This window comes from Klebsiella sp. 64, from assembly GCF_018223915.1.
In the GTDB taxonomy this organism is placed as follows: Bacteria; Pseudomonadota; Gammaproteobacteria; order Enterobacterales; family Enterobacteriaceae; genus Klebsiella; species Klebsiella pneumoniae.
Genome location: NZ_JAGRQZ010000048.1, coordinates 1 through 11,356, shown reverse-complemented (window position 1 = coordinate 11,356; position 11,356 = coordinate 1). Strand labels below are relative to the sequence as shown.

Sequence of the window (11,356 nt, the reverse complement as noted above, 5' to 3'; positions counted from 1 at the left end):
TCGATTTATTCAACAAAGCCCATTTACTAATCAAGATAGCAGTTATACGTACTTTCCCGGCAAAAATCCTGAGGTTTACAGATTCCCTCACCGTAACAGACCCGGTCATTCCCCTGGTCCTCCGGAGAGTCTGGTACGAGTGATAAACGTGAATTCCTGTACCTGAAGTTCAGCCGCTGGCAGATAAGTCGTGAACTATAATTACACTCAGTCAGATCCAAACACCTTTTCATCTGCATATATACTTTGTACATACCAGGAGATTACATGCAGGCACCCGGTATACCGGAGAATGAAGAACAGAGGCTGAAGTCCCTGTATATTACCGGCCTTCTTGATACCCGTGACGATGAGCGTTTTGAACGCCTGACGCGGCTGGCCCGCAAAGCCTTTCAGGTCCCGGTGGCCCTGATAAGCCTGCTGGATCGCGAGCGCCAGTGGCTCCTCGCCTGCCAGGGCGTCGGCGTGCGCGAAACTCCACGTGATATTTCGTTCTGCGGGCACGCCATTCTGCAGGAAGGGCCTTTTATCATTCACGATGCGGCTGCCGATGCGCGATTTCACGATAATCCCCTGGTTACCGGTGAGCCACACATCCGGTTCTACGCCGGCCAGCCGGTGAGCCTGCCGGACGGCACGGTGGCCGGCACGCTGTGCCTGATCCACACCGTTCCCCGCGCCTTCACGGATGAGGACATTGCGTCCCTCCGGGACCTGGCCTGTATCGTGGAGGACGAATTCGAGGCCATCAGCATGGCCATGACGGACAGCCTGACGGGCATTCCCAACCGGCGCGGGTTTTACCGCGCCGGCGAAAAACTCTTCCGCGCAATGAACCGGCAGGATGCGTCGTTCAGCCTCATCTATTTCGATCTGGACAGGTTCAAACCGGTTAACGATCTCTGGGGACACGCGGAAGGTGACGAGGTGCTGAAGATCTTTGCCGGCTTTTTACATCAGCACCTTGAACCGGGTGAAATAGCAGGCCGCCTCGGCGGGGATGAGTTTGCCGCCCTGATCCGGCGAAACGGTAACACTCAGTCTTATCTGCACGCGCTGAGTGCCAGTCTCGATCATTACAATGACACCTCGGGCAAGCCCTACAACATCAATTATTCCTTTGGCGAACTGATCAATAACGCAGACCATTATACGACACTGGCGGAGATGATCGGTAAATGTGACGAAGTGATGTACCTGAAGAAAAAAAGAAAGACCCTGTCGCGGAAAACAGAACCGTGACGTTCTCCTTCCCGGCTGATCCCCTGACCCGGGGTTCAGCCGGACGGCATGAACAATATATTTAACCGCAGGACGCATAAAGTCATTTATATTTGCTCATGGTGCAATAGTCCACTCATCGCAACAATTACTCGTTTTTTGTGTCCATGCTGCAATAATTCCTCTTCTCCACTTCTGAGATCCGAAAAAAGGTAAAGTCGGATCTCTGTAACACACATGTATTTTCCCCGGAAAGTAACGGACGTATACCAGCGTGACAGCGTCATCTGACACTTTCACACATTCGATTTTCCGAATGTATGGTTGTTTTTTTTGTCTCCGGGCGTATGCTTTACGCAACCGAACAGGAGGAATAATGACCCTTACAGCCCTTAAGCTTTTCAAAAACCTGTCCGATGAAACCCGTCTGGGTATTGTCCTGCTGCTCAGGGAGATGGGAGAACTGTGCGTCTGCGATTTCTGCACGGCGTTGGATGAGTCCCAGCCCAAGATTTCCCGTCATCTGGCAATGCTCCGGGAAAGCGGTCTATTGCTGGATCGCAAGCAGGGGAAATGGGTTCATTATCGCTTATCCCCGCATATTCCTTCCTGGGCTGCTCAGGTGATTGAGCAGGCCTGGTTAAGCCAACAGGACGACGTACAGGCCATCGCCCGTAAGCTGGCATCGGCAAACTGCTCTGGTAGCGGTAAGGCTGTTTGCATCTAAAAAAAATTTGCCTGAACATATGTGTTTTTTCGAATGTATGAGGTATTCAGAATGAAGACGTTAACGGTGTTTGACCCGGCAATGTGCTGCAGTACCGGTGTATGTGGTTCAGATGTCGATCAGGTTCTGGTTGATTTTTCTGCTGATGTGCAGTGGCTGAAAGAACGTGGTGTACAGGTTGAACGTTACAACCTGGCGCAGCAGCCCATGAGCTTTGTTCACAATGAGAAAGCGAAATCCTTCCTCGACGCATCCGGCGCAGAAGGGCTTCCGCTGCTGTTGCTGGACGGCGAAACGGTGATGGCTGGGCGATACCCAAAACGCGCTGAGCTGGCTCGCTGGTTCGGTATTCCGCTGGAGAAGGTAGGGTTAGCTCCCACCAGTTGCTGTGGTGGTAATACTTCCTGTTGCTGAATATGTCAGGAGGACATATGAAATTCTTACAGAATATCCCGCCTTACCTGTTTTTTACTGGCAAGGGAGGTGTAGGAAAAACTTCCATTTCCTGCGCGACGGCTATCCGCCTTGCCGAACAGGGTAAGCGGGTTTTGCTGGTCAGTACCGACCCGGCCTCCAATGTTGGTCAGGTATTCGATCAGGCTATCGGTAACACGATTCGCCCTGTGACAGCAGTTCCTGCACTTTCCGCACTGGAGATTGACCCGCAGGAAGCCGCCCGGCAATATCGGGCCAGAATCGTTGATCCTATCAAAGGTCTTTTGCCTGATGACGTTGTTAACAGTATCAGCGAGCAGCTTTCAGGAGCCTGTACGACTGAGATTGCTGCGTTCGATGAATTCACGGGCTTACTAACAGACGCTTCCCTGCTGACCCGCTTTTATCACATCATTTTTGATACAGCGCCGACGGGCCACACGATTCGTCTGCTCCAGCTTCCCGGTGCCTGGAGTAGCTTCATTGAAAGTAATCCAGATGGTGCTTCCTGTCTTGGCCCAATGGCCGGGCTGGAAAAGCAGCGTGAGCAGTATGCTCATGCGGTAGAGGCTTTGTCCGATCCTGAACGTACCCGCCTGGTTCTGGTTGCACGACTGCAAAATTCTACACTGCAGGAAGTCGCCCGCACTCATGAGGAACTGGCTGAGATTGGCCTGAAAAATCAATATCTGGTGATTAATGGTGTGCTGCCTGAAGCCGAAGCTGAACATGACGCCCTGGCCGCGGCGATATGGCAACGTGAGCAGGAGGCACTGGCAAATCTTCCTGCCGGTTTATCTGAGCTACCGACAGATACCCTGTTACTCCAGCCAGTCAATATGGTTGGTGTTTCAGCATTGAAGGGACTGCTGGATACCCGTTCTGAGGCATTACCGCTCCCGGTAACGAATATCCTGTACACGCCTGAAAACTTATCTCTCTCTGGCCTGGTCGATGATATCGCTCGCAGTGAACACGGCCTGATTATGCTGATGGGCAAAGGTGGTGTAGGGAAAACCACAATGGCTGCTGCCATCGCCGTCAGGCTGGCAGACATGGGATTTGACGTGCATCTCACGACCTCTGATCCTGCTGCGCACCTGAGTACAACGCTGAACGGCAGCCTCAAAAACCTGCAGGTCAGCCGCATCAACCCTCACGATGAAACCGAACGCTATCGCCAGCATGTTCTTGAGACGAAGGGAAGAGATCTGGACGAAGCAGGGAAACGGTTACTGGAAGAGGATTTACGCTCTCCCTGTACAGAAGAAATTGCCGTGTTTCAGGCCTTCTCCCGTGTAATTCGTGAAGCGGGTAAGCGCTTTGTTGTCATGGATACCGCCCCTACCGGACACACGCTGCTGTTGCTGGATGCGACCGGGGCTTACCACCGAGAGATTGCCAAAAAAATGGGGAGTAAAGGTCATTTTACTACCCCCATGATGCAGCTTCAGGACCCGGATAGAACCAAAGTTCTGCTGGTTACGCTTCCTGAAACCACACCGGTCCTGGAAGCGGCAAACCTGCAGGCTGACCTTGAAAGAGCGGGGATTCATCCGTGGGGCTGGATTATCAATAACAGCCTTTCCATTGCGGATACGCGTTCTCCGTTGCTTTGTCAGCGTGCTCATCAGGAATTGCCTCAGATTGAGGCTGTTAAGGATCAGCATGCTGACCGTATAGCGCTTGTTCCGGTGCTGGCGTCAGAGCCCGCCGGTATTGAAAAGCTCAGAGAGTTGATGAGCTAATTTTATGACATATACAGGGCGACAAAGTCGCCCTGTCAGGAGGTTTTATGTTACTGGCCGGCGCTATTTTTGTCCTGACCATTGTTTTGGTTATCTGGCAACCAAAGGGATTAGGGATCGGCTGGAGTGCAATGCTGGGCGCGGGACTGGCTCTGATATCTGGCGTTGTGCATGTGGGCGATATTCCGGTGGTGTGGAATATCGTCTGGAACGCGACGGCGACCTTTATTGCCGTAATTATTATCAGCCTGCTGCTTGATGAGTCCGGCTTTTTCGAATGGGCGGCATTGCATGTTTCGCGCTGGGGTAACGGTCGTGGCCGTTTGCTCTTTACGTATATCGTTCTGCTTGGTGCAGCGGTGGCGGCACTGTTTGCCAACGATGGTGCGGCACTTATTCTGACGCCGATAGTCATCGCCATGCTGCTGGCATTAGGGTTCAGCAAAGGCACGACACTGGCATTCGTCATGGCTGCAGGGTTTATTGCCGATACATCCAGCCTGCCGCTTATCGTGTCCAACCTGGTTAACATCGTTTCTGCAGACTTCTTTGGACTGGGCTTCACCGAGTATGCGTCGGTAATGGTGCCGGTGGATATTGCAGCCATTGTTGCCACGCTGGTTATGCTGCATCTGTTCTTCCGCAAGGATATCCCACCGACTTACGACCTGTCTCTTCTGAAAGCACCGGCAAAAGCGATTAAAGATCTGGCAACCTTCAGAACCGGCTGGATAGTTTTAATACTTCTGCTGGTTGGGTTCTTTGTCCTTGAGCCGCTCGGTATTCCCGTTAGCGCGATTGCGGCTGTTGGCGCTGTGATCCTGTTTGCAGTAGCTAAACGAGGCCATGCCATTAACACTGGCAAAGTGCTGCGCGGCGCGCCATGGCAGATCGTCATCTTCTCATTGGGGATGTACCTGGTGGTCTACGGTCTGCGCAACGCCGGGCTAACCGAATACCTTTCAGGTGTGCTGAATGTACTGGCGGATAAAGGACTCTGGGCTGCGACGCTGGGTACTGGCTTCCTGACGGCCTTCCTGTCTTCCATCATGAACAACATGCCTACCGTGCTGGTTGGCGCTCTTTCTATCGATGGAAGCACCGCAACAGGCGTTATCAAAGAAGCGATGATCTACGCCAACGTGATTGGCTGCGATCTGGGACCTAAAATTACACCTATTGGTAGCCTGGCAACGCTGCTCTGGCTGCATGTCCTTACACAGAAGAATATGACCATCACCTGGGGATACTATTTCCGCACCGGGATCGTTATGACTCTGCCTGTGCTGTTTGTAACGCTGGCAGCGCTGGCGCTACGTCTCTCTTTCACTTTGTAATGAGATACTGATATGAGCAACATCACCATTTATCACAATCCGGCCTGCGGCACGTCGCGTAATACGCTGGAGATGATCCGCAACAGTGGTAATGAACCGACCGTTATTCATTACCTTGAAAATCCACCGTCACGCGATGAGCTGGTCAAACTCATTGCAGATATGGGCATTTCAGTCCGGGCTTTGCTGCGCAAAAACGTCGAGCCTTATGAAGAGCTGGGGCTTGCGGAAGATAAGTTTACTGACGATCAGTTAATCGATTTTATGCTTCAGCATCCGATCCTGATTAACCGTCCGATTGTGGTGACACCGTTGGGAACGCGTCTGTGCCGCCCTTCCGAAGTGGTACTGGATATTCTTCCGGATGCGCAAAAAGGCGCATTTGCTAAGGAAGACGGCGAGAAAGTAGTAGATGAGGCAGGGAAACGGCTGAAATAACCGAAAGGGGGCGATGCCCCCTTTCTCCTGCCTCAGCGTCCGGGTACCGGACTGTCCGGCAGCGTACAGCTCCCTTTTCCCAGCTGACACTGCAGCAACACCGTGTCCAGCCAGCGGCCATGCTTGAAACCGATGTCCTTCAGCGTGCCGATTTCAGTAAATCCGGAGCGAAGATGCAGCGCTACAGACGCGACGTTCGCACAGTCCCCCACAACCGCTATCATCTGGCGGTATCCCTGAGACCGGGCCCATGTTAAGGCATGATCGAGTAAGGCTTTTCCGCCCCCCTGCAGGGCGATATACCAGGGAAATCCACGTGACTGAACGTTTTTCACCCGGGCAAGCATTTCCTGCGTGTTCGGGGGGGCCGTCTCGAAGCTGCCTGTGCCGTGCAGGACATGATGGGCGTAAATACGGCGTATGGCGGGAATGTGCTGCTCTTCAGCATTGATAATGTGCATTGTATGACTCCTGTGACGTTGACTGACACACTACCGGAATTCGCGACGGCAGATTAAGCGCTTCATCTTATGACCTGTATAAGGAAATGTTTTAAGTGGAGGTGGGGCGTCGCCCCACCTGTCAGCCCGCCATTTCAGCCAGCAGGTCCACGCCTACCGGGTCGTCCTTCAGCAGTGGCGTCAGGGCAATGCGCTGTGCATAATGCCCGGCAACGTCGTCGATCAGCGGCAGTTCGCGACGGGCACGGGTGACCAGGAACGGGGAGGACGGCTTCGCGGCCGCGAGGCTGTTATTGATGACCCACGCCCAGGGGTCAATCCCGGCCCGGCGTAAGTCCTGCTGCAGCCCGGCCGCTTCCAGTACCGGCGTGGTTTCGGCAAGCGTCACGATAATGACTCTGGTCTTCTCCGGATCCTGCAGCTGCATCATTGGCGTTATCACGTGATCGTGAGCATGCCCCATCTGGCGCACCATTTCCCGGTGATAGGCCCCGGTTGCATCCAGCAACAGCAGCGTATGCCCGGTGGGCGCAGTGTCCATAATGACAAAATGGTCGTTGGCCTCTTTGATGATCCGGGAGAATGCCTGAAACACGGCAATCTCTTCGGTGCAGGGGGAACGGAGATCTTCCTCCAGTACCGCCAGTCCCTCCGCATCCAGCCCTTTTCCCTGATTTTCCAGCACAAAGCGACGATAGCGCTCAGTCTCTGCCTTTGGATCGATACGGCTAACCTGAAGGCCTGGCAGCGAGCCATCCAGGGTGTAAGACAGGTTGGCTGCCGGATCGGAGGTGGTCAGGTGGACTTTATGACCGCGTCTGGCCAGCGAGACCGCGACCGCAGCCGCCACCGTGGTTTTTCCCACGCCCCCTTTTCCCATTGTCATGACCAGCCCTTTTCCCGCCCGGCTGAGGTCCTCCACCAGGGAGGCAAGCTCCGGTAAATCGACCGTCGTGAGCGTGGCTCCCGGATCCGGCAGAACAGGTGTGCTCTCTGTAAACAGCGCCCTCAGGGCGTCCAGACCAACCAGATTAAAAGGCTTCAGATACAGCATCGACCGGGGAAGATGCGCGAGGTTTTCAGGCATGGCCCGTAAGGCCCGTTCCTCCCGCGCCAGAATACTGTGCGCCAGCGGATCCCGTTCACCGGCAAAGGGAGGCAGCACGCCATTGATGGCAAGGTGCTGATGCTGCAGACCGATAGCCGACAGCTCCTCGTGGGTATGGGAGACCTCTTTCAGGGTCGACGCCTGGGCGCGGGCAACCAGAACCAGTCGCGTGAGTGCCGTATCAGAGAGGGCTTTCACTGCGTCAGCGTACTGGTCCTGTTGTTTCTCCAGCCCTACCAGAGGGCCGAGGTTCGCCGCAGCATCAGGATGTGCATCGAGATACCCGCTCCAGGCGCCCGGCAGCTCAAGCATACGGATGGTGTGTCCGGTTGGTGCAGTATCAAAGACGATATGATCATATTTTTCGCGCAGTTCATGACTGGTCAGCAGTGCGGTAAATTCATCAAATGCCGCGATCTCCGTGGTACATGAACCGGAAAGCTGTTCTTCAATGCTGCTGATGACATCGGCAGGCATCAGTTCACGAACAGGATCGAGCACGCGATCGCGGTAAGCCTGCGCGGCCGCCATCGGGTCAACTTCCATTGCCGCAAGGTTTTCCACGGTGCGGATACCAGTGATCCGGTGGCCCACAGTCTGGCTGAAGACCTGACCGACATTGGAGGCCGGATCGGTACTGACCAGAAGCGTTCTCCGGCCCTGGTCAGCCAGCCATACCGCCGTCGCGCAGGCCAGAGAGGTTTTCCCCACGCCGCCTTTGCCGGTGAAGAAGATAAACGGGGGGATATTCTGTAAAAATGGCATCGTCATTGTTGAGCTCCTCCGGGATTAAGGCATACGGGGAATGCTGCAGCAGCGCGGCTGCGTGCTGTCTTCATTCCAGTCCTGCGTGAGGGAAATACCGGCCCAGCGGGCGATATCTTCCCGGGACGGGAGCTTGCCCGCCATCACCAGCTGGCCGTCAAGCAGGGTAGCGGGAAGGGACTCCATTCCTGACGTGTTCAGGAAGGCCCTGATGATGGGCGTATTCAGGAACTGCTGCGGGTTCTTTGCCAGGCTGTAAAGCTGAATATTCACACCATGCTTTTTCGCCCATTCGGCGCTGGAGTTCCATTTGACGGCTTCATCGCTGACCACGACGCTGCTGGTCGCACAGCAGCCTGCGGCTTCAAAGATCTCAATTTTTGACATGGACTGTTTACCTCAGTGTTGAATGATGGGGCTTTACACTGAGGTAAACGAGTGAGGCGGGAAAAAGATGCGCGGTTAATCCATTTTTTTATGGCAGCAGACGGAAGACGCATCATCCGCTTCCACCTGGCAGAGTTCCGTCATCGTCTCCTTCAGATGTTTCCGGGCGCGAAGCAGGCGCGACTTAAACGCCGTCAGCGTGATCCCCAGCTCGTCGGCCAGGCGCTGCTGGGGACGCCGGTTCAGATCGGCCTCTTCTATCAGCCATCTTTCCTCGTCAGGTAAGGCCTGCAGGGTTTCAGGCAGGCAAATCTCCAGCGTTGAAACCGCATCATGGAAGGCGTCAGGCAGCGGGATCTCGTCTTCCAGCACCACGACGTCTCTGGCGGCACGGTACTCATCCGTCAGCAGATTCCTCGCCGTCCGGTACAGCCAGGCCCGCGGGTTCTCCATTTCACAGAAGCGGTCTGCACAGGCCCGGGCGCGCAGGAAGACTTCCTGAAGCAGATCGGCTGCCTGCTCCCGATCGCCTGTCCTTGATGCCAGAAAACGGGAGAGCTCTGCTTCATGCTGTTGCCAGAACACGCTCATGCAGTTGTTGAATGCCGTTACATCACTCATACCAGCCCTCAGATTTTGCTCTGATTCACCCGCCGGGAAAGTGCTTCTGCCGACTCTTTACGTTCACTGTAGCGATCGACGAGATACGCTGCATACTCCCGGGTCAGCAGGGTAAACTTCATCAGCTCTTCCATTACATCCACAATACGGTCGTAGTACGGGGATGGTTTCATCCGTCCGTCTTCATCAAACTCCTGCCAGGCTTTCGCTACCGAGGATTGATTAGGTATAGTGATCATTCGCATCCAGCGGCCAAGAATACGCATCTGGTTTACCGCATTGAAAGACTGGGAGCCTCCGCAGACCTGCATGACGGCCAGGGTTTTTCCCTGAGAAGGGCGTACTGCGCTCTCTGATAGTGGTATCCAGTCAATCTGGGCTTTCATAATGCCGGTCATCGCACCATGACGTTCAGGAGAGCACCATACCATCCCTTCAGACCAGCGCACCATTTCGCGAAGTTCCATAACCCTGGGGTGCGTATCCGCTGCATCATCCGGCAGAGGGAGACCGGAAGGATTAAAGATGCGGACATCCGCACCCATGGCGGTAAGAAGCCGGGCAGCCTCTTCGGTGGCCAGACGGCTGTAGGACCGCTCTCGAACGGAACCGTACAACATCAGGATCCGGGGAGGATGGTCAACTGTCTTTACACCCAGGCGGACCCCGGTGAGACCTGTATCAAACAGCTCAGGAACAACATTTTTCAGTTCAGCAATCATTTTGTCTCCGGTGGTGACATAAAACCAGGCGGGGCATATTCGTCTGCACAGCACTCTTCTGTCAGAAAGGCAATCAATGCAGCAAGGTTGTCATAACAGGCGTGGCAGAACAGTGTTCTCCCCTGCCTTTCCTGGCGAACCAGTGAGACGGATATCAGTGATGAAAGATGATGACTCAGGGTCGAGGCCGGAATGGCGAGATGTTGCTGCAGTTCCCCCACGGGCAGTCCCTGACGTCCGGCCTTAACGAGTGTTTTGTAAATATCGAGACGAGTGGTGTGGCCAAGTTCTTTCAGCACCATCGCGGCGATTTTCAGCTCCATCCCATTCCTCGTAATTTTACTTCTATATTTCCAGAATAATAGAAATATATAGTGAGCGCAACCACGTCCATAATATGACTCCATCTCCGGGGCCTTACACTTACGCGGCATGGAGAAAACATGATCGGTGTTTATACCTCTCAGAAATGAGGTACGTCACAATATATATGGAAAAATGCATATGAATCCGTCACAGTAGAAACCGATTCCCGCTAAAAATGAAATGACCTTCATCCTTTGCTGACGGGCGCATTATGTCCCGCCGCCGGGAAGCCCAGGCAGGCTCGTTTTCTGACTGCCTATGAATACAGCAAACATACGGTACAGAGAAATGGCAGAGATCATCATTAGAAAAATGCACGAAGAGGACTGGTGTGCAGTCAGGGAAATTTATCAGGAAGGAATTGCAACAAGGAACGCCACCTTTCAGACCGCAGCACCTGAGTGGCTGGAATGGAATGAAGGGCATCTTCAGGACTGCCGCTACGTCGCCACTGTTGATAACAGAGTGGTGGGATGGGCTGCGCTATCTCCTTTTTCCCGCCGGCATGCATACCGCGGTGTCGCAGAGCTGAGCATTTATGTCAGTACTCATTTTCAGGGAAAAGGCGCAGGCAGGGCTTTGCTCTCCGGGCTGATAAAGGGCTCGGAAGGTGCGGGTTTCTGGACGCTACTTGCTGGCATCTTTCCGGAAAACCAGGCCAGTGTTGCTTTACATCGCAGCCAGGGATTCAGGGAAGTCGGCTGCCGGGAAAAAGTGGGTGAAATGAACGGAAAATGGAGAGATGTTCTCATTCTGGAAAGGCGTAGCCGGACAGTGGGTTGCTGAAAAAAAGAATGCCTCTGTTCATCAGAGGCATTCTGTCCTGGAAGGGACTTTATTCCGGTGAGGGTGACTTCAGTTGCGGCATAAACAGCTGGCAGCACGCAACAGCTGCAAGCCCGCCAGACAGCGGAGCGGCCCAGTACAGCCACTGATTATCCCAGTATCCCATGGCCAATGCCGGCCCGAAGCTACGGGCCGGGTTCATGCTTGCCCCGGCTTTGTTGAATAAATCAGATT

14 protein-coding genes are annotated in these 11,356 nt (G+C 54.2%); 7 read left to right on the top strand and 7 right to left on the bottom strand.

The window, feature by feature from the left end; all coding sequences use genetic code 11:
* Window positions 1–267: 267 nt before the first annotated feature.
* The 6 genes from KHQ23_RS25060 (at window position 268) to arsC (ending at window position 5,906) form a co-directional block, all read left to right on the top strand.
* Window positions 268–1,242 (top strand): diguanylate cyclase, encoded by a 975-nt coding sequence (locus tag KHQ23_RS25060; RefSeq protein WP_004213565.1) that lies wholly within the window; start codon window positions 268–270, stop codon window positions 1,240–1,242.
* 355 nt (window positions 1,243–1,597) lie between these two features.
* Window positions 1,598–1,948, top strand: a complete 351-nt coding sequence (arsR, locus tag KHQ23_RS25055; RefSeq protein ID WP_004206664.1) for an As(III)-sensing metalloregulatory transcriptional repressor ArsR — start codon at window positions 1,598–1,600, stop codon at window positions 1,946–1,948.
* A gap of 51 nt (window positions 1,949–1,999) precedes the next feature.
* On the top strand, window positions 2,000–2,362 hold the full coding sequence (gene arsD / locus KHQ23_RS25050; protein ID WP_004206665.1) for an arsenite efflux transporter metallochaperone ArsD: 363 nt from the start codon (window positions 2,000–2,002) through the stop codon (window positions 2,360–2,362).
* A gap of 17 nt (window positions 2,363–2,379) precedes the next feature.
* Window positions 2,380–4,131: an arsenite efflux transporter ATPase subunit ArsA gene (gene arsA, locus KHQ23_RS25045; protein ID WP_211776955.1), complete on the top strand. Its 1,752-nt coding sequence runs from the start codon at window positions 2,380–2,382 to the stop codon at window positions 4,129–4,131.
* A 47-nt stretch (window positions 4,132–4,178) separates the two neighbouring features.
* A complete protein-coding gene (gene arsB / locus KHQ23_RS25040; RefSeq protein WP_016151355.1) occupies window positions 4,179–5,468 on the top strand; it encodes an arsenite efflux transporter membrane subunit ArsB in 1,290 nt (429 codons plus the stop codon).
* 12 nt (window positions 5,469–5,480) lie between these two features.
* Window positions 5,481–5,906, top strand: coding sequence for a glutaredoxin-dependent arsenate reductase (arsC, locus tag KHQ23_RS25035; protein WP_007779002.1), 426 nt, complete (start codon window positions 5,481–5,483; stop codon window positions 5,904–5,906).
* Between the two features lie 32 nt (window positions 5,907–5,938).
* Here the strand turns inward: arsC and KHQ23_RS25030 are convergent, their stop codons facing one another.
* From KHQ23_RS25030 to KHQ23_RS25005, 6 genes are all read right to left on the bottom strand, one after another.
* Window positions 5,939–6,367, bottom strand: coding sequence for a GNAT family N-acetyltransferase (locus KHQ23_RS25030; protein WP_004206671.1), 429 nt, complete (start codon window positions 6,365–6,367; stop codon window positions 5,939–5,941).
* Between the two features lie 121 nt (window positions 6,368–6,488).
* Window positions 6,489–8,246, bottom strand: coding sequence for an arsenical pump-driving ATPase (gene arsA, locus KHQ23_RS25025; protein WP_016151354.1), 1,758 nt, complete (start codon window positions 8,244–8,246; stop codon window positions 6,489–6,491).
* An 18-nt stretch (window positions 8,247–8,264) separates the two neighbouring features.
* Window positions 8,265–8,627 (bottom strand): arsenic metallochaperone ArsD family protein, encoded by a 363-nt coding sequence (locus KHQ23_RS25020; RefSeq protein ID WP_211776956.1) that lies wholly within the window; start codon window positions 8,625–8,627, stop codon window positions 8,265–8,267.
* Between the two features lie 75 nt (window positions 8,628–8,702).
* Window positions 8,703–9,248 carry a sigma-70 family RNA polymerase sigma factor gene (locus KHQ23_RS25015; protein WP_016151352.1) on the bottom strand — a complete coding sequence of 182 codons (546 nt, stop codon included), beginning with the start codon at window positions 9,246–9,248 and terminating at the stop codon, window positions 8,703–8,705.
* An 8-nt stretch (window positions 9,249–9,256) separates the two neighbouring features.
* Window positions 9,257–9,970 carry an arsenical resistance protein ArsH gene (gene arsH / locus KHQ23_RS25010; RefSeq protein WP_016151351.1) on the bottom strand — a complete coding sequence of 238 codons (714 nt, stop codon included), beginning with the start codon at window positions 9,968–9,970 and terminating at the stop codon, window positions 9,257–9,259.
* The gene (locus tag KHQ23_RS25005; RefSeq protein ID WP_016151350.1) at window positions 9,967–10,293 is read right to left on the bottom strand and encodes a helix-turn-helix transcriptional regulator; all 327 of its coding nucleotides are present in this window, start codon (window positions 10,291–10,293) and stop codon (window positions 9,967–9,969) included. Before KHQ23_RS25005 ends, arsH begins: the two co-directional genes overlap by 4 nt.
* A 331-nt stretch (window positions 10,294–10,624) precedes the next feature.
* Between KHQ23_RS25005 and KHQ23_RS25000 the strand changes: the two genes are divergently transcribed.
* Window positions 10,625–11,122, top strand: coding sequence for a GNAT family N-acetyltransferase (locus KHQ23_RS25000; RefSeq protein ID WP_007871777.1), 498 nt, complete (start codon window positions 10,625–10,627; stop codon window positions 11,120–11,122).
* 49 nt (window positions 11,123–11,171) lie between these two features.
* Here the strand turns inward: KHQ23_RS25000 and KHQ23_RS24995 are convergent.
* Window positions 11,172–11,356: aquaporin (locus tag KHQ23_RS24995; protein WP_211777063.1), on the bottom strand; the 185-nt coding region annotated here is incomplete at its 5' end.

Bases quoted from the DNA above. Each gene is read 5' to 3' on its own strand.
- KHQ23_RS25015 (WP_016151352.1), bottom strand. From the start codon at position 9,248: ATGAGTGATGTAACGGCATTCAACAACTGCATGAGCGTGTTCTGGCAA.
- arsR (WP_004206664.1), top strand. From the start codon at position 1,598: ATGACCCTTACAGCCCTTAAGCTTTTCAAAAACCTGTCCGATGAAACC.
- arsB (WP_016151355.1), top strand. From the start codon at position 4,179: ATGTTACTGGCCGGCGCTATTTTTGTCCTGACCATTGTTTTGGTTATC.
- arsA (WP_016151354.1), bottom strand. From the start codon at position 8,246: ATGACGATGCCATTTTTACAGAATATCCCCCCGTTTATCTTCTTCACC.
- KHQ23_RS25000 (WP_007871777.1), top strand. From the start codon at position 10,625: ATGGCAGAGATCATCATTAGAAAAATGCACGAAGAGGACTGGTGTGCA.
- KHQ23_RS25005 (WP_016151350.1), bottom strand. From the start codon at position 10,293: ATGGAGCTGAAAATCGCCGCGATGGTGCTGAAAGAACTTGGCCACACC.
- arsH (WP_016151351.1), bottom strand. From the start codon at position 9,970: ATGATTGCTGAACTGAAAAATGTTGTTCCTGAGCTGTTTGATACAGGT.
- KHQ23_RS25030 (WP_004206671.1), bottom strand. From the start codon at position 6,367: ATGCACATTATCAATGCTGAAGAGCAGCACATTCCCGCCATACGCCGT.
- KHQ23_RS25020 (WP_211776956.1), bottom strand. From the start codon at position 8,627: ATGTCAAAAATTGAGATCTTTGAAGCCGCAGGCTGCTGTGCGACCAGC.
- arsD (WP_004206665.1), top strand. From the start codon at position 2,000: ATGAAGACGTTAACGGTGTTTGACCCGGCAATGTGCTGCAGTACCGGT.
- KHQ23_RS25060 (WP_004213565.1), top strand. From the start codon at position 268: ATGCAGGCACCCGGTATACCGGAGAATGAAGAACAGAGGCTGAAGTCC.
- arsA (WP_211776955.1), top strand. From the start codon at position 2,380: ATGAAATTCTTACAGAATATCCCGCCTTACCTGTTTTTTACTGGCAAG.
- arsC (WP_007779002.1), top strand. From the start codon at position 5,481: ATGAGCAACATCACCATTTATCACAATCCGGCCTGCGGCACGTCGCGT.